This window comes from Mesorhizobium calcicola (genome assembly GCF_042682105.1).
Lineage (GTDB): Bacteria > Pseudomonadota > Alphaproteobacteria > Rhizobiales > Rhizobiaceae > Mesorhizobium > Mesorhizobium calcicola.
In genome coordinates, this window is sequence record NZ_JBHUGY010000008.1 from 265,655 (window position 1) to 281,234 (window position 15,580).

Sequence of the window (15,580 nt, forward strand, 5' to 3'; positions counted from 1 at the left end):
CGGCCTTTGGCTTTCAGGCGCCGGACGGTGTCTCTTCCAGTTCGGCCGCCTTGGTGCCGATGGTCATCGCGTTGCCGCGCCAGTCGACGGCGCCGCCGAGCCAGCCGCGCGCCCACATCGCCGGCAGGATCATGTCGCGCACCATGATCGCCGCGACCATGCGCGGCGACAGGTACCAGCCCTTGGACCAGGCCAAAGCGCACTCCGGAAGGTAGAAGGCCGCCAGCACGGCAATGGCGGTTGCCCAGAGGCTGACGCCGGAAGCTGCCGCGGCAACCAGCGCAAGCGCCAGCGGCACCACCGCGCCAGTCAGGATTTCGGGTGCGAAGAACAGCGGGAAGGTGACGCGGCGCAGGCGCGCCCAACGGGCCTGACGCAACCAGATCTGATCAAACGTGCGCCGGCCGAGCGGCTGCTCGAACGGCGCGGCGACGAGATTGACGCGCAGGCCAAGGCCATTGACCAACTTGGTCGCGGCAGCGTCCTCGGCGATCTCGGCGGCCAGCGCGCGGATACCGCCGCCGGCTTCGAGCATCGGCTTGTTCCAGAGCATGCTCTTGCCCTGGGCAAAGCCAAGGCCAAGCGCCTCGCCGGCATACTGCCAGCGCGCCTGCAGCGTGTTGAGGAAAGCGCATTCGACTTCAGCCCAGAAGCCGGCCGGCCGCGAGCCGATCGGCGTCGAGCAGACAAGGCCGGTATTTGGCCGCCATGCCGCCATCAGGTGCTGGACGTAGTCTCCCGGCATCAACACGTTGGAATCGGCCAGGATAACCCAGTCGTGGCGCGCGGTTTCCCAGCCCTTGACGCAATTGTTGAGCTTCGGATTGGCGCTGATGCGGTCGTCGCCTATCAACAGTCGAGCCGGCACCTTGGGGAAACGGGCGATGGCGGCGCGGATCAGCCTGATCACCGGATCGTCGGCATGGGCGACGCAGAAGATCAGTTCGTAGCGCGGCCAGTCGAGCGAGAAGGCACGCTCCAGCGTCTCGTGCGTAAACGGCTCGACGCCACGCGACGGCACGACGATCGACACCGGCTGTGGCTTGCCGGCCGGCGGCGCGATAGTGCGGCGCCGCTTCAGACGCGAAGCGGCGAGCAGGATGCTGGCGAGGTTTGAGAGAATGAGAGCAGTCGAAAGCGTGGCGGTTATGAGAGTGAGTTCCATCGAGATCCGGTCACTCCAGAAAAACCGGTCCGCCAGAACAATCTGGCTGGCATGACGACCGATTTCAACAGTTCGGCAGAGCGCCCGAGTCGCGCGGCACTGGTGGCGCACACCATCATTGTCATGTGTCACTTAAATGACATTCTTTGCCGGCACCTGCCTTTAAGGCCGCAATGACGGACGCGCACCGTTGACCGGCCCGAGAGGAGCGCCGAAAGTCACCGGATCGTTTTGGAGCCGCATATGTATCGCGCCGTCACGCGCAACATCGAAGTGCAGGTCAGGCCGTTTTATCTGGAGGACCGCTCGGATCCATCGGAGAACCGCTATGTCTGGGGCTATCAGATAACCATCGACAACCAGTCGGATGAATTCGTGCAGCTGTTGTCGCGCTATTGGCACATAACCGACGGCACCGGCCGGGTCGAGGAAGTGCGTGGCCCCGGCGTCGTCGGCGATCAACCCGAGCTCAATCCCGGCGACAGTTACCAGTACACCTCCGGCTGCCCGCTCTCGACGCCGTCGGGCATCATGGTCGGCCACTACACGATGCGCAACAAGCGGGGCGAGACGTTCAACGTCGCCATCCCCGCCTTCTCGCTCGATCTGCCGGGCACGCGGCGGACGGTGAACTAGAGCACGTCCGGTTTAATCTGGGTCATAACCTGCGGCCTTGAAGTAGTTCTGGCATTCGGCTGGGGTGAAGAGGTCGACGAGCGATCCGACGGCGGTCCACAGGGCTGTGATTGTCCTCTCGGCTTTGGCCCGCATAAGAGCCTTGAGTTTTGAGAAGGCGTTTTCGATCGGATTGAAGTCGGGGCTGTAGGGCGGCAGGAACATGAGCCTCGCGCCGGTCGTCTCGATTGCATCGCGAACGCCGGCGGCCTTGTGGGCGGGAAGGTTGTCCATCACGACGATGTCGCCCTCCGACAGGGTCGGGACCAGCACCTGCTCGACATAAGGCCAGGAATACGTTGCCGTTCATGGCGCCGTCATAGACGAACGGGGCGGTCATGCCCGTCAGCCGCAGTGCGCCGGTGAAGGTGGTGGTTTTCCAATGGCCGTGCGGCACGCCCGCCCGGCAACGCTCACCGCATGGCGCACGGCCCCGCAGCCGGGCCATCTTGGTCGATAGTCCAGTTTCATCGATGAACACCAGCTTTGCCGGATCGAGGTCGAGTTGGCCGTCGAACCACGCACGACGGCGCTTCAGGATGTCGGGACGATCCTGCTCCAGTGCATGTGCGGACTTTTTTTGAACGTCCAGCCGTGCCGGCCAAGCCAGGCGCTTAAGGCGCTGCGACTGATCCGAGCCGATCGCTCGACCGCCAGCCGCTCTACCATCTCGTTCAGCGTGATGTCCTTGCGCTCATCGATCAACCCCACGATGAAGGCTTTATGCGCATCGAGGCTGGACGCGCGTCGACGGCCTTGCGGCCGCGGCGTCCGCTCGCCGATCTTCGCCCGTGCGATCCACCGGATTGCACTCGATATGCCGACGCCGAACCGCGCCGCCGCCTGCCGGGCAGACATGCCCGCGTCCGAAGCCTTCAAGACCCGCGATCGAAGATCGTCGCTCAGTGCTCTTCCCATCATCCACCTCATCAAAGTGGATGTTGAATCACCCGCGAAGCCCGACGTCACATCACAATCGATTCATTGATCGCGGGACGTGCTCTAGTGGCCACCTGCGCCTTGGCGCTGGCACACCGGCAGGTTACATTCGCCGCCTCTGCCCCAACTGCATCAATCCCGACTGGCGCGAGTTGCAGCAGGATCGGCACTTCCGTCAACGCAACGCCCAATGCCACGCGACGCCGTGCGAGCGTTGCGCCAAGCGCCAGGCAGCGGCTCGATGCACAATATTGAAACGGGGCTGTTTCTGGGCCGGTTGCCGTTCGCGAAAGTTGGACGAGGACTGGAAAGTCTTCTCATCATCAACGGCGGTCAGGGGTTCATGATGAAACCCGAGCCGTCCAGACTGGAAAAGGATGCCGGACGGCTCATCCGTATCCTTCCATCCGGCACGAGCTTTGTGCTGATTGGCTACGATCCCGCTCCAAAAGCCGATCTTTCGCTTGAGGGCATGTCCAGAGACATCGCGGAGATCATCGGCGCCAACTTCAAAAAGCCGGCGGGCTTGATGGGTATTTCTTATGGCGGCGTTGTCGCAACGCAGGTGGCCGCGCGATATCCAGACTTAGTAGGCAAGCTGATCCTGCTGGCGAGCGCACATGGCTTTTCGGCTGATGGAAAAAAGCTGCTCACCAAACAGATCCAACTCGCAAAGGCCGAACAATTTCACGCCTTGTTGGAGGAATTCACGACGGTATTTCGGCGGCCGTGGCTGAACCTTCTTTTGCGTTTTCGACTGAGGTTCGAAGAACGCAGATTGATTGCGCGGATGGGAGCGCCGAGTACGATCGTCCGCTATCTCGAAGCAATGCTCGACAACGATGTGACAAAAGAAGGCCTTCGCGACATCTCGGCGAGGACTTTGATCCTCGGCGGCGAGAGGGACCAGTTCTTCGGCGGCGGAATGATGGAAGCCACCGCGCGTGCGATCAGGGGAGCGAAGCTCACGGTGCTCCGGGAAGAAACCCATATGGCGCCAGTCGAACGAGCGTCAGATGTCTCAAACACCTCCAAGAATTCATTTGACGCTGAGATCGGTGCGGCGCCTTAAGAAGCCTCTCCCCCGGCCGGGGAGAGGATAGGTTGCGAAGCGGCGCCGTTTGAGGAAGCGACCCTACTGGGCCGCCGCGAACTCCGCCGGATCGAAGTCATACTGCTTCGAGCAGAATTCGCAGGCAACGTGGATGCCGCCGTCCTCGGTGCTGTCCTTGATCTCCTGCGCCGAGAAGCCCTCGAGGATGCCGCGGATCTTGTCCCCGGAGCACGAGCACTGGTCGGCGACGGGAACACCGCCGAAGACGCGCACCCCATGCTCGTGGAACAGCCTGTAGAGCAGCCGCTCGGCGCCGATCGTCGGGTCGATCAGTTCGGTCGGCTCGATGGTGCCGAGCAATGCCAGCAGCTCCTGCCAGGAATTGTCGGCCGGATCGTGGATCTCCTCGCGCGGATCGCCATCGCCGCCCGGCAGGTCCGGCACGCGCATGCGCTCGGGCGACTGCGGCAGGAACTGCGCCAGTATGCCGCCGGCACGCCACTGCTCGCGCGCGCCGCCGACGCCGGGCGTCAGCAGCTTGGCCACCGAGAGCCTGATATCGGTCGGGATCTGCTCCGACTGGCGGAAATAGGTGCGGGCCGCGTCTTCCAGCGTTTCGCCATCGAGCTGGACGATGCCCTGGTAACGCTGCGTGTGAGCGCCCTGGTCGATGGTCAGCGCCAGCACGCCGCTGCCGAGCAGCGTCTGCTGGGACGATTCGCCTGCCGCGACCAGCGCCTCCAGCCGGTCGGCGTCGAAGCGCGCATAGGCGCGCAGCGCCGAAGGCGTGGAAAAATCCGCCACCAGCATGTCGACCGGCCCATCGGTGCGGGTCTGCAGGATGAACTTGCCCTCGAATTTGAGCGAGGTGCCGAGCAGCACCGTCAGCACGCAGGCCTCCGCCAGCAGGCGGGCGACCGGCTCGGGATAGTCGTGGCGGCTGAGGATGGCGTCGAGCATCGGCCCGAGCTGAACGGTGCGGCCGCGCACATCGAGCGGACCGACCTCGAAAGGCACGACGTGATCGTCACCGGCGTAGCCGAATTCGCCGAGTTTGGGGTGATGTTCAGTCACTTGATAGGTTTCCAACATGACAAAGCTCCAGGGCGCGGCCATGCCGCCCTCTCGGGAGCATGCCTCGAAACGCGCTTGATTTGCGTGATGCGGCGCAAATAGGCATCACACCCCCTCAGATCAAGCTCCCAGACACCAGGCGAGCACGGCCTTCTGGGCATGGAGCCGGTTCTCGGCCTCGTCGAAGACCACCGAATGCGGCCCGTCGATGACCTCGTCGGTCACTTCCTCGCCGCGATGCGCCGGCAGGCAGTGCATGAACAATGCGTCCGGCTTTGCCTGGGCCATGAGCTTCGCGTTGACCTGATAAGGCGAGAACACGTTGTGGCCGCGGGCGCGATGTTCCTGGCCCATCGACACCCAGCAATCGGTGACGACGCAGTCGGCCTGATCGACGGCTTCCTCGGGCGAGCGGGTGAAGCGCAGCTTGCCGCCATGCGCCTGCGACCAGTCGATATGCTTCTGCGCCGGCTCGCTGCCTTCGGGCACGGCGACGTTGAGGTTGAAGCGGAACCGCGCCGAAGCCTCGAGCAGCGAATGCAGCACATTGTTGCCGTCGCCGGTCCAGGCGATGGTCTTGCCGGCGACCGGACCGCGATGCTCCTCGAAGGTCATGATATCGGCCATCAGCTGGCAGGGATGGGTGTCATCGGTCAGGCCGTTGATGACCGGAACGGTGGCGTTCTCCGTCAGTTCCAGCAGGCGCTCATGCGAGGTGGTGCGGATCATGATCGCGTCGACGTAGCGCGACAGCACCTTGGCTGTATCGGCAATGGTCTCGGAACGGCCGAGCTGCATCTCGGTGCCAGTCAGCATGATGGTCTCGCCACCAAGCTGACGCATGCCGACGTCGAAGGACACGCGCGTGCGCGTCGACGGCTTGTCGAAGATCATCGCCAGCACCTTGCCTTCGAGCGGCCTGGTCCGCTCGCCGGCCTTGAGGCGAGCCTTTCGCACCACCGCATCGTCAAGCATGAAGCGCAGATCGCCTTCGGAAACGGCGGAAAGATCGGTGAAATGGCGAACTGACATCAGCAATGGTTCCGGGATTACTTCGCGGCGGCGGAGGCGATCGCCTCCGCCAGGCCCTTGGCGCCGGCGTGGATGCGGTTGAGCGCTTCGTGGATCTCGGCATCGGTGACGGTGAGCGGCGGCAACAGGCGAATGACGTTGTCGCCGGCCGGAACCGCCAGCAGGTGCTGGTCGCGCAATGCCATGTTCACCTTGGTGTTGGGCATGGCGCATTTGAGGCCGAGCATCAGCCCGGTGCCCCTGATGTCCTCGATGACCTCGGGAAACTCGTCGGCGACCGCCGCCAGCCCCTGCTTCATCAGCAGCGCCTTGCGCCGGACATCATCGAGGAAGCCGTCTTCCAGCACCACGTCGAGCACAGCGTTGCCAACCGCCATCGCCAGCGGGTTGCCGCCGAAAGTGGTGCCATGCACGCCGGAGGTCATGCCAATGGCCGCTTCGTCCGTGGCAAGGCAGGCGCCCATCGGGAAGCCGCCGCCAATGCCCTTGGCGATCGCCATGATATCGGGGGTGACGCCGGACCATTCATGCGCGAACAGCTTGCCGGTTCGGCCGATGCCGCACTGGACCTCGTCGTAGATTAGGAGCAGGCCGTGCTGTTCGCACAACTGCCTGAGCCGCTTCAGCGATTGCGTCGGCACCGGGCGAATACCGCCCTCGCCCTGTACCGGTTCGATCAGGATCGCGGCGGTCTCCGGCGTGATCGCCTTTTCGGCCGCATCGATGTCGTCGAAGCCGACCTGGTCGAAACCCTCGACCTTGGGTCCAAACCCTTCAAGGTACTTGTATTGACCGCCCGCAGCGATGGTCGCCAGCGTGCGGCCATGGAAGGCACCTTCGAAGGTGATGACACGGAAGCGTTCGGGATGTCCCTTGACGAAATGGTAGCGCCGCGCCGTCTTGATCGCGCATTCCAGCGCCTCGGCGCCGGAATTGGTGAAGAACACCTTGTCGGCGAAGGTGGCATCCACCAGCCGCTGGCCGAGCCGGCTCTGCCCCGGAATCTCGTAGAGATTGGAGACATGCCACAGCTTGGCGGCCTGCTCGGTGAGTGCCGCGACCAGATGCGGATGGCTGTGGCCCAGCGAATTGACGGCGATGCCGCCGGCGAAATCGAGATATCGCTCGCCCTTGTCGGTAACCAGCCAGGTGCCTTCCCCGTGGTCGAAGGCCAGGGGTGCGCGAGCAAAGGTCTCGTAAAGCGCCGAACCGCTCATTATATGCGTCTCCGGTACCGGAAAATCAAAAAAGCCGCCAAAGCGGCGGCCTGTGCGGCTTATCGTGTTTTTCGGCCATGAAGTCAACGAAAACGTCGCGTAGTGGCGCGCGGCAAGCCCCCTGACGAGACGCCGGCTCACGAGCGACCGGGCAAGTTGGGGAAAACCGAAAAAACCGATTCGTGTTGCACCTGGGACTCTTGTCACCGAGTCAGCGGATAGAGTAGTTGTAGTCGAGAAATAACTAGATTTCGTGCGGCGGACCTAATCACCAGATATATGTGGTGTCTGCCCCGGCAAATGTTGCCGGGTCGGGAGTGGATTCCGATTGCCGCACGCTTAGCAGGAGCGCGGTCTCATGAACTGGACTGACGAGCGGGTAGAACTTCTCAGAAAACTGTGGTCGGAGGGTCTGAGCGCAAGCCAGATTGCTGCGCAGCTTGGGGGGGTCAGCCGCAATGCGGTCATCGGCAAGGTGCACCGGCTGAAACTGTCGGGCCGCGGACGTTCGACCGCCACTCCGGCACGCCAGAAGAAGGCGGCGCAAGGATCGACCGTTCAGAAATCGGTGTCGCGCGCAGCGAGCGCGGTCCGCCATGTCACGACATCGATCGGCTCCACGGCCCTGCAGACGCAGTTCGACGCCGAACCGGTGGCACGTCACTACATCCGCCCGGTCGAGAATGTCGTGGTGCCGATCTCACGGCATCTGCAGCTTGTTGAGCTGACCGAGCGGACCTGCAAATGGCCGAACGGCGATCCGCTTTCGGAGGACTTCCATTTCTGCGGCAACGAAGCCGCCGAAACCGGACCCTACTGCAAGTACCACGCCCGCGTGGCGTTCCAGCCGGCATCGGAGCGGCGGCGGAGTCGATAGGAAGTAAGGGAATAGGGGAGTAGGGCAGTACGGCAGTATGTGTGCGGAAAGTCGCGCTCACGAAATGCCAACCCTACTGCCCTACTGCCCTACTGCCCTACTGCCCTACTGCCCTACTGCCCTACTCCCCTCTGCCTACAGCCAGCCATTCTTGCGAAAGCGCCAGTAGAGAAACGCGCAGATCAGCGCGATCGTGGCCAGCACCACCGGGTAGCCGTATTCCATCTTCAGTTCCGGCATGTCGCTGAAATTCATACCGTAAATGCCGGCGAATGCCGTCGGCACCGCCAGGATGGCGGCCCATGAGGCGAGCTTCTTGGAGATCGCCGTTTCCTGACTCTGGCCGACCAGAAGGCTGGCCTCGAAAGCAAACGCCAGCACCTCGCGCAGGCTGTCGATCTTTTCCTGCACGGTGCGGATATGGTCGGTCACGTCACGAAACAGCGGATGCATGGCCGTATGGATCTGCGGCAGGTCGGCACTGGTCAGCCGGCGGCAGACTTCGACCAGCGGAAGTGCCGCATTGCGCAGGCGCAAAAGATCACGGCGCAGCATATAGAGCCGCTCGATGTCGGGACCGGTCATCGGCTTCAGCAGGACCCTGTCCTCGATCACCTCGACCTCGTCCTCGATCTGCTCGAGCACCGGCATGTAATTGTCGACGATGAAATCGAGAATGGCATAGAGGACGAAATCCTCCCCCTTGGCCAGCGAATGCGGGCAGCTTTCCCAATGCTGGCGAACGGCGGCATAGGAGGTGGACGGGCCATGCCTGACGCTGACGATGTAGCCGCTGCCGACGAACAAATGGGTCTCGCCGAAGGTAACCCGGCCGTCGATCAGCTGCGCGGTGCGGGCGACGATGAACAAGGCGTCGCCATATTGCTCGATCTTCGGCCGCTGATGCGGGTGCTCGGCATCCTCGATCGCCAGCTCATGCAGATGAAACTGTGCCTGGACGCGAAGCAGCAGGTTGCGGTCGGGCTCAAGCAGGCCAATCCAGACGACATGACCGGATTTTTTTGCCCATTCGCCGGCTTCCTCGATGGGGATGTCGGCGATGCGACGCCCGGCCGTGTAGACGCCGCAGGCGATAATGCCGGATGTCGGCGCGGGCGCCGGGGTCAGGTTCCGAACATTTTCCAACACAACCTCCCGAAGCAAATCCACGGACGAGGATACAGGAAAGCCCGGAAAGCTTAGCGCAATTCGAATGACGGTTCGAGAGCGCGACCGTTCAATTAACCGGCAGCGTCGAGGAAAGGCTGATCTTGTCGGTCTTGTCGCCCTTCGGCCGCTCGGCCGGCATCTGCTCGCCGGTGACGATGTAGTAGATGGTCTCGGCGATGTTGGTGGCGTGATCGCCGATACGCTCGATGTTCTTGGCGCAAAACAGCAGATGCGTGCACGGCGTGATGTTGCGCGGATCTTCCATCATGTAGGTCAGCAATTCGCGAAACAGCGATGTGTACATGGCGTCGATCTGGTCGTCGCGGTCGCGCACGAAACCGATCTTGTCGACCGAGCGCGATGCATAGACGTCGAGCACTTCCTTGAGCTGGGTCAGCGCCAGGTTGGCCAAGGCCTCGAGGCCGCGGTACAGGCTGGTCGGCTGGCGTCCGTCGATGACGGCGGCCACCCGCTTGGCAACGTTCTTGCCGAGGTCACCGACCCGTTCGAGGTCGGCCGAGATGCGGATGGCGCCGACGATCTCGCGCAGGTCCGTCGCCATCGGCTGACGCTTGGCGATGATGATGATCGCCTTGTCGTCGATTTCGCGTTGCCCTTCATCCAGCACGGCATCGTCGCGGATGACCTTCTGGGCGAGGCCGGGATCGGCGTTGACGAGGGCGGCAACCGCCTGTTCGACCATGCGCTCGGCATGGCCGCCCATCGCAGCGATGCGCTTCGACAGATATTTCAGTTCCTCGTCATAGGCGCTCATGATGTGCACGGACTGCATGGCGAAATGCCTTCCCACGGGGTGTCTTGGTTCTTGAGTCGTTTCCTCGAATCCCCGCTGATACGCTAGCCGGATGACAGAAAAAAGAAACGGTCCCGTGGAAAACTAGGGCAGTATCAGTGCGTCGGCAAATGAACCGAGAAAGCAGCGCCCTTGCCGGCTTCGGACTTGATCGAAAGCCTGGCGTTGTGACGTGTCAGGATATGCTTGACGATCGACAGACCAAGACCGGTGCCCTTCTGGGTGCGGCTGGTCTCGACATCGACGCGGTAGAAGCGCTCGGTGATGCGCGGAATGTGTTCCTCGGGGATGCCGGGGCCAAAATCCCTGATGGTCACGTCGATACCGGGCTCCGAGCCGGCATCGCTGCGCGCGATCGACACCACGACGCGCTCGCCCGACTGCCCGTATTTGCAGGCGTTTTCCAGGAGGTTCTCGAAAACCTGGAAAAGCTCGTCGCGATCGCCCGGCACATCAAGCGGGCCGTCGGCATAATCCCGCTCGATGGCAACGCCGTTTTCCCTGGCCAGCGGTCCGAGCGAATCGATGACGCTGTCAACTGTGTCGCGCAGGTCGACCTCGGTTCCCGGCTTCAGATAGGGCTTCATCTCGAGCCGCGACAGCGACAACAAATCGTCGATCAGACGCGCCATGCGGCCGGTCTGGCTCTGCATGATCTGCAGGAACTGATCGCGCGCCGCCGGGTCGTTGCGGGCCGGCCCGCGCAGGGTTTCGATGAAGCCGGCGATCGAGGCGAGCGGTGTGCGCAGTTCGTGGCTGGCGTTGGCGATGAAGTCGGCGCGCATGCGGTCGATCCTGCGCGCTTCGCTCTGGTCCTTGAACACCAGCACATAGAGATCGGTGCCATGGCCAACCGACGACGCGCTCACCCGGTAAGCCCGTTCGACCGGCAGCTTCTCCGTGTAGTCGACGACATCAGAGGCGACATCGCCCGACAGCACGCCGTCCAGCAGAGCCTGCATTTCCGGTGCCCGGAATTTTAGCGGCAGCGACAGACCTGGGGCGATCCCGCCGAAGGCGGCGAAGGCGGCGGCATTGGCGTGGACGATGGTGGCGGTCTGGTCGAAGATGATCAGCGGGTCGGCGACGGCGGCCGCAAGATATTCTCCGGAGAGCCGTTGCAAACCGATTGCCTCGATCGCCGCGGCACTCTCGGCGGACTGACGCATGCGGGCGGCCGGCAGCATTGCCGCTAGAAGCAGCAACGCCAGCGCCGCAAGGACGACATAGGCGGATATCGCGGCCAAGGCATAAACAGCGAGAACCGCGACGACACCGGCGATCAGCAGCCAGCGGCTGTTCCACAGCCGGACGGCCAGGGCTTGCGCCATGCCTTTCTGCTCTGCGTCCAGGTCAGCCATTCGCTCGCGCGCACCCCTTGCCTCGCACCCGGTCGACCGGCAACGGAAACTTCCGCTGAACCGGTCTAGCGCATGGCCCAAAAATCGGGAATCGATTTTCGGAAAGGATCATGCGCAAAATCAAAGTGCTACAGCATCCTTGCGCGTGCAAAACGGACGCGCGGCGCTGCAGTGGCTTCCAATAGCATGAGTCCGGAAGCAGGAAAGGGTTCGTCTCGATGAAAAACACCAAGGAAACTCCCGCCGCGCCGACCTCGGGTCCGTTGAAGATCAGGATCGACGGCAAGGAGCGGGAGTTCGATATCGAAAATCCCGTGCTTCCCGACTGGATCGAAGACAACAAGCTGACCGCTGGCGGCTATCCCTATGACAAGAAGATGAAAACCGACGAGTATGACGAGACGCTCGAGAAATTGCAGATCGAGCTGGTCAAGGCGCAGGCATGGCTGCAGTCGACCGGCAAACGGGTGATGGCGCTGTTCGAGGGCCGCGACGCCGCCGGCAAGGGCGGCACCATCTTTGTGGTGCGCCAGTATCTCAACCCGCGTACAGCACGCAACGTGGCGCTGACCAAGCCGACCCCGACCGAGCAGGGGCAATGGTACTTCCAGCGCTATGTCGACCATTTTCCGACATCGGGCGAATTCGTAACCTTCGACCGCTCCTGGTACAACCGCGCCGGCGTCGAGCCGGTGATGGGTTTTTGCACGCCGCAGCAGCACGAGCAGTTTCTCGACGAGACGCCGCATTTCGAACGGATGATCTCCAACGAGGGCATCCATTTCTTCAAGTTCTGGATGAACATCGGCCGGGAAACGCAACTCGAGCGCTTCCACGATCGCCGCTACAGCCCGCTGAAGAGCTGGAAGTTTTCGCCGATCGACGTTGCCGGCATCACCAAGTGGGACGACTACACCAAGGTCCGCGACACAATGTTCGAGCGCACCCACAAGGCGTTCGCGCCGTGGATCATCGTGCGGGCCAACGACAAGCGGCGTGCGCGGCTGGCGGTCATGCGACGCATCCTCTCGTCGCTGCCCTATGACGGCCGCGATCTCGACGTGATCGGCAAGGAGGACAAGAAGATCATCGGCGAAGGGCCGTCGTTTTTGAAAGAATAGGATGGCCCGCGAAAAACAGGGCGACGCTTTTGCGCCGCGCAGCCAGAGGCCGCGCGGCGCTTCATCGACGCCTTTCGGTGTGACCGTTCAAGCCGCCAGCCGGGCGATGCGCTGCAGGCGACGCAGCGTGGTGTCGTCCTGCAGCGCCTGCTGGAAGAGCGAGATCTCCTGATCGATGCGCTCGCACAGCGCGCCGGTGTTGCCCTTGAGCAGGCCGCGCGTCTGCAGCAAGGCAGCGACCGGCTTCTTGACTAGCTGCCTCGCCCGCCCGAGGGCCGCGTCCTCGACGCTGCCGCCCGGCACGATCTCGGCGACGAGGCCGAGCGCCCTGGCGTCCTCGGCGCGAAGCGTGTCGCCGAGGCAGAAGAAGCGGAAAGCACCGGCATAGCCGAGCTTTTGCGGCGCCAGGATGCTGGTCGCCGCATCCGGCACCAGGCCGAAATCGACGAACGGTACCCGGAACGTGCTTTCATCCGACGCAATCACCATGTCGCAGTGGAACAGGATGGTGCAGCCGACACCGACGGCATCGCCATCGACGCAGGCAAGGATGGGTTTCGGAAACGTCGCAAGCGTGCGGAACAGATCGGTGACGGCGGCGATCAGTTTCTGGTGCTTGGTGGCGTCGAGGAATTCGGAGAAATCGCCGCCGAGACAGAAGCAGCCTGCCAGGCCGCGCAGCACGACGACGCGCACCTCCTCATTGTCGGCGGCTTCGTGGAAGCTCTTTGCCAGGCTTTCATAGGCTGTTCTGTCCAGCACCGGCCTGCCGTCATTTGAGGACACGGTGACGATCAGCGTGTGATTGCGAAGTTCGGGTTGCGGATGGGGGCTCATGACTGTCTCCGATCTCACGACGCACGCCTTTGGCCGAGCATGTCGGGATATCCCCTGGCCAGCACGGGGGCAAAATGATTGCGGCGCGAACGCACCACGTCGAGCGTATGCTCGTTGAAGGTAAGCAGGGTGGCGACGACCTGCTGGTTGCCATAGGTGCGCTGATAGCCCAGCGGGGTCGCCAGGAAATGCAGCTGCAATGCGCGCAGCACCCACATCGGCTCGAACTCGATGATCATCTGGTTGACGTTGCGCTTCAGCCCCCACTCGACGAAGCCGGCGATCAGCTCGGTGCCGACAGTCGACACACCGCGACGACCATCGCGAAAACCGGGAGCGACCGCATAGCGGGTCAACTCGTAGATGCTCGGTCCGGAGGGCGGCGTTCCCTCGAAGAGATCAGTCAGCACCTCGGTCAGAAGATGTGCCCGCGTCGTCGGCAAAAGCCTCTGGTAGCCTGCGACTTCACTGCCCCTGATGACGATTTGATGGACGGCTTCGTCATGGTCGAACTGGTCGCATTCGAGCCCGTCGGGGCGCTTGAGATCATTCCATCCCATCTCCTCGACGAATATCTTGTAGCGCAAGCGATGGACCGCTTCCCAAAGGTCGGGACGTTCCATCAATTCTTGGGTGGTAAGGGAAAAAAGCATCCGTCATCTCCTGGTTTCAGAGGAAGATACGGCCGTGCTTCGACTAGAAAATTGCGTGATCACGTAGGCTAGAATTGCTGGGCCGGCACGGCCGCCCTAGCTAATGTAGCCGCGCCTTATCGCTTCCGCGACGGCCTGTACCCGGTTGACCGCGCCAAGTTTGCTTTTGGCGTTAAGAAGATGTTTCTCCGAGGTGTGTTCGGAGATGCCGAGGATTTGCGAAATCTCCCATTCGGACTTGCCGACGGCGGCCCATTGCAGGCATTCGCGTTCGCGCGGCGTCAGCACGATATGATCGATGGTCTTGTTCGCCATGGTGTGGAGCTGCATGGCGCGGCCGACCGCATAGGTCGACACCAGCGAGACCAGGCCGAACTCGGCCGCCGACAATTCGACCGCCTCGCCGCCCAGCGACACCATGACGATCTGGCCGTCGAGCGTGATCAGCGGGAAGGCCAGTCCGTCGCGCAACTTGAACGCGCCGGCATCGCCCATCACTTCGCCGCTGCTTTTGTCGAAGCGGGCGCCCTGCGAGGCTTCGCGCCACTGGAACGGCGCCTGCAGCTGTTTCATATGGCTGACGACCGGGTCGTGATCGACATAGTTGCGCGCCACATAGCGCTCCAGCCATTCAACGGGCCAGTCGCAGAGCAGCACATGCTGCTTTTGCTGGCCCGCCGGCGTGCCCGGCTGCGGCACGGTTCCCGCCATCAGCGCGGTGAGGCCGAAATCCGACGTTATGCCCAGCAACTTTTCGCAGACTGCCGCCGCCGTTCCGGCGTGCTGCAGTTGGTCTATGAATTCCAGCGTGCGATCGAACTGACCCATCGCAACATCAACCCCATGTTGCCCTGTGCATTTGCGACCAATGATGCGTGCTTGATTTGCACTTCACCACCGACCACGGATTGCAAACCGCTTCTTTATTCTGTGGCTCCCAACCTTGATCCCCCACCAAGGCGGCCAGAGCTAGTTTTTAAACCCACTAATCATATCCTGAAATCGACGTGTTGAAATCAAAAACCATTGTGCCTGTACCATTTTCGTACCAAAACCGGTGCGAGCACGACTGTGGCGGAGTTTTTATTGTGGCGTTCCAGTGGAGATCCTTCGCTCTTGCGATGCTGATCGGATTGCTGTCGTTCGCCGACGACATACGTGCTGCGGAGCCGCAAGTTCCGGTGCTGTGGGACGCCAAGGAACGGTTGCCGAAGCCGGACCTTTCAGCACTGCCCCGCTTGCGCTTCCTGACGACCACCGATTTCCCCCCCTTCAATTTCCTCGACAGCGCGGGAAAGCTGTCCGGTTTCCACATCGATCTGGCGCGCGCCATCTGCGCCGAGCTCGGCATCGTCGAAAAATGCCAAATCCAGGCCTTGCCCTGGGCAGAGCTCGAAGGCGCGCTGCAGAAAGGCGAGGGCGAGGCGATCATCGCCGGGATCGCCGCAACGCCGGACTCGCGCTCGACCTATGCCTTCTCGCGCTCCTACCTGCAGTTCCCGGCCCGCTTCGTCATGCCGAAGAGCAAGGCGCTGACCGAACCGGTCTTCGACAAATTGCGCGGCAAGCGTGTCGGCGTGGTCGCTGGCTC

The 15,580-nt window shown here is 62.6% G+C and carries 15 protein-coding genes and 1 pseudogene; 5 read left to right on the forward strand and 11 right to left on the reverse strand.

Going from position 1 to position 15,580, the window contains the following annotated elements; translation table 11 throughout:
• Positions 1–13 precede the first annotated feature (13 nt).
• Positions 14–1,165 (reverse strand): ceramide glucosyltransferase, encoded by a 1,152-nt coding sequence (locus tag ACFSQT_RS04740; protein WP_379017179.1) that lies wholly within the window; start codon positions 1,163–1,165, stop codon positions 14–16.
• Between the two features lie 243 nt (positions 1,166–1,408).
• Here ACFSQT_RS04740 and apaG point away from each other — a divergent pair, with 243 nt between their 5' ends.
• Entirely contained in the window at positions 1,409–1,801 is a 393-nt protein-coding gene (gene apaG, locus ACFSQT_RS04745) for a Co2+/Mg2+ efflux protein ApaG (protein WP_379017181.1), read from the forward strand.
• Between the two features lie 12 nt (positions 1,802–1,813).
• On the opposite strand, the pseudogene ACFSQT_RS04750 reads toward apaG, so the two are convergent.
• Positions 1,814–2,758, reverse strand: a pseudogene (locus tag ACFSQT_RS04750) (IS630 family transposase).
• Positions 2,759–3,020: 262 nt separating this feature from the next.
• On the opposite strand from ACFSQT_RS04750, the gene ACFSQT_RS04755 reads away from it, so the two are divergent.
• Complete coding sequence (locus ACFSQT_RS04755) at positions 3,021–3,851, forward strand: alpha/beta fold hydrolase (protein ID WP_379017182.1); 831 nt, start codon at positions 3,021–3,023, stop codon at positions 3,849–3,851.
• A gap of 63 nt (positions 3,852–3,914) precedes the next feature.
• Here ACFSQT_RS04755 and ACFSQT_RS04760 read toward each other — a convergent pair whose 3' ends face one another.
• The 3 genes from ACFSQT_RS04760 to ACFSQT_RS04770 all read right to left on the reverse strand — a co-directional run bounded on the left by ACFSQT_RS04760 (position 3,915) and on the right by ACFSQT_RS04770 (position 7,156).
• On the reverse strand, positions 3,915–4,949 hold the full coding sequence (locus tag ACFSQT_RS04760; protein WP_379017183.1) for an Hsp33 family molecular chaperone: 1,035 nt from the start codon (positions 4,947–4,949) through the stop codon (positions 3,915–3,917).
• A 78-nt stretch (positions 4,950–5,027) separates the two neighbouring features.
• Positions 5,028–5,939: an ornithine carbamoyltransferase gene (argF, locus tag ACFSQT_RS04765; RefSeq protein ID WP_379017184.1), complete on the reverse strand. Its 912-nt coding sequence runs from the start codon at positions 5,937–5,939 to the stop codon at positions 5,028–5,030.
• A gap of 17 nt (positions 5,940–5,956) precedes the next feature.
• On the reverse strand, positions 5,957–7,156 hold the full coding sequence (locus ACFSQT_RS04770) for an aspartate aminotransferase family protein (protein ID WP_379017185.1): 1,200 nt from the start codon (positions 7,154–7,156) through the stop codon (positions 5,957–5,959).
• Positions 7,157–7,514: 358 nt separating this feature from the next.
• Here ACFSQT_RS04770 and ACFSQT_RS04775 point away from each other — a divergent pair, with 358 nt between their 5' ends.
• Complete coding sequence (locus ACFSQT_RS04775) at positions 7,515–8,033, forward strand: GcrA family cell cycle regulator (protein WP_379017186.1); 519 nt, start codon at positions 7,515–7,517, stop codon at positions 8,031–8,033.
• A 135-nt stretch (positions 8,034–8,168) separates the two neighbouring features.
• On the opposite strand, the gene ACFSQT_RS04780 is transcribed toward ACFSQT_RS04775, so the two are convergent.
• The 3 genes from ACFSQT_RS04780 to ACFSQT_RS04790 form a co-directional block, all read right to left on the reverse strand.
• Positions 8,169–9,179: a magnesium and cobalt transport protein CorA gene (locus ACFSQT_RS04780; protein WP_379017187.1), complete on the reverse strand. Its 1,011-nt coding sequence runs from the start codon at positions 9,177–9,179 to the stop codon at positions 8,169–8,171.
• Between the two features lie 91 nt (positions 9,180–9,270).
• Positions 9,271–9,996: a phosphate signaling complex protein PhoU gene (phoU, locus tag ACFSQT_RS04785; RefSeq protein ID WP_379017188.1), complete on the reverse strand. Its 726-nt coding sequence runs from the start codon at positions 9,994–9,996 to the stop codon at positions 9,271–9,273.
• A gap of 116 nt (positions 9,997–10,112) precedes the next feature.
• Positions 10,113–11,378, reverse strand: a complete 1,266-nt coding sequence (locus tag ACFSQT_RS04790) for a sensor histidine kinase (protein ID WP_379017189.1) — start codon at positions 11,376–11,378, stop codon at positions 10,113–10,115.
• A gap of 218 nt (positions 11,379–11,596) precedes the next feature.
• Here ACFSQT_RS04790 and ppk2 point away from each other — a divergent pair, with 218 nt between their 5' ends.
• Positions 11,597–12,499, forward strand: a complete 903-nt coding sequence (gene ppk2, locus ACFSQT_RS04795; RefSeq protein ID WP_379017190.1) for a polyphosphate kinase 2 — start codon at positions 11,597–11,599, stop codon at positions 12,497–12,499.
• 87 nt (positions 12,500–12,586) lie between these two features.
• On the opposite strand, the gene ACFSQT_RS04800 is transcribed toward ppk2, so the two are convergent.
• The 3 genes from ACFSQT_RS04800 to ACFSQT_RS04810 all read right to left on the reverse strand — a co-directional run bounded on the left by ACFSQT_RS04800 (position 12,587) and on the right by ACFSQT_RS04810 (position 14,817).
• The gene (locus tag ACFSQT_RS04800) at positions 12,587–13,336 is read right to left on the reverse strand and encodes an enoyl-CoA hydratase-related protein (RefSeq protein ID WP_379017191.1); all 750 of its coding nucleotides are present in this window, start codon (positions 13,334–13,336) and stop codon (positions 12,587–12,589) included.
• Between the two features lie 14 nt (positions 13,337–13,350).
• Positions 13,351–13,989 carry an acyl-homoserine-lactone synthase gene (locus ACFSQT_RS04805; protein ID WP_379017192.1) on the reverse strand — a complete coding sequence of 213 codons (639 nt, stop codon included), beginning with the start codon at positions 13,987–13,989 and terminating at the stop codon, positions 13,351–13,353.
• Between the two features lie 96 nt (positions 13,990–14,085).
• Positions 14,086–14,817, reverse strand: a complete 732-nt coding sequence (locus tag ACFSQT_RS04810) for a helix-turn-helix transcriptional regulator (RefSeq protein WP_379017193.1) — start codon at positions 14,815–14,817, stop codon at positions 14,086–14,088.
• A gap of 260 nt (positions 14,818–15,077) precedes the next feature.
• Here ACFSQT_RS04810 and ACFSQT_RS04815 point away from each other — a divergent pair.
• Positions 15,078–15,580 (forward strand): transporter substrate-binding domain-containing protein (locus ACFSQT_RS04815; RefSeq protein WP_379017194.1); only part of this gene is annotated, 503 nt, incomplete at its 3' end.

Bases quoted from the DNA above. Each gene is read 5' to 3' on its own strand.
- ACFSQT_RS04740 (WP_379017179.1), bottom strand. From the start codon at position 1,165: ATGGAACTCACTCTCATAACCGCCACGCTTTCGACTGCTCTCATTCTC.
- apaG (WP_379017181.1), top strand. From the start codon at position 1,409: ATGTATCGCGCCGTCACGCGCAACATCGAAGTGCAGGTCAGGCCGTTT.
- ACFSQT_RS04755 (WP_379017182.1), top strand. From the start codon at position 3,021: ATGCACAATATTGAAACGGGGCTGTTTCTGGGCCGGTTGCCGTTCGCG.
- ACFSQT_RS04760 (WP_379017183.1), bottom strand. From the start codon at position 4,949: ATGGCCGCGCCCTGGAGCTTTGTCATGTTGGAAACCTATCAAGTGACT.
- argF (WP_379017184.1), bottom strand. From the start codon at position 5,939: ATGTCAGTTCGCCATTTCACCGATCTTTCCGCCGTTTCCGAAGGCGAT.
- ACFSQT_RS04770 (WP_379017185.1), bottom strand. From the start codon at position 7,156: ATGAGCGGTTCGGCGCTTTACGAGACCTTTGCTCGCGCACCCCTGGCC.
- ACFSQT_RS04775 (WP_379017186.1), top strand. From the start codon at position 7,515: ATGAACTGGACTGACGAGCGGGTAGAACTTCTCAGAAAACTGTGGTCG.
- phoU (WP_379017188.1), bottom strand. From the start codon at position 9,996: ATGCAGTCCGTGCACATCATGAGCGCCTATGACGAGGAACTGAAATAT.
- ACFSQT_RS04790 (WP_379017189.1), bottom strand. From the start codon at position 11,378: ATGGCTGACCTGGACGCAGAGCAGAAAGGCATGGCGCAAGCCCTGGCC.
- ppk2 (WP_379017190.1), top strand. From the start codon at position 11,597: ATGAAAAACACCAAGGAAACTCCCGCCGCGCCGACCTCGGGTCCGTTG.
- ACFSQT_RS04800 (WP_379017191.1), bottom strand. From the start codon at position 13,336: ATGAGCCCCCATCCGCAACCCGAACTTCGCAATCACACGCTGATCGTC.
- ACFSQT_RS04805 (WP_379017192.1), bottom strand. From the start codon at position 13,989: ATGCTTTTTTCCCTTACCACCCAAGAATTGATGGAACGTCCCGACCTT.
- ACFSQT_RS04810 (WP_379017193.1), bottom strand. From the start codon at position 14,817: ATGGGTCAGTTCGATCGCACGCTGGAATTCATAGACCAACTGCAGCAC.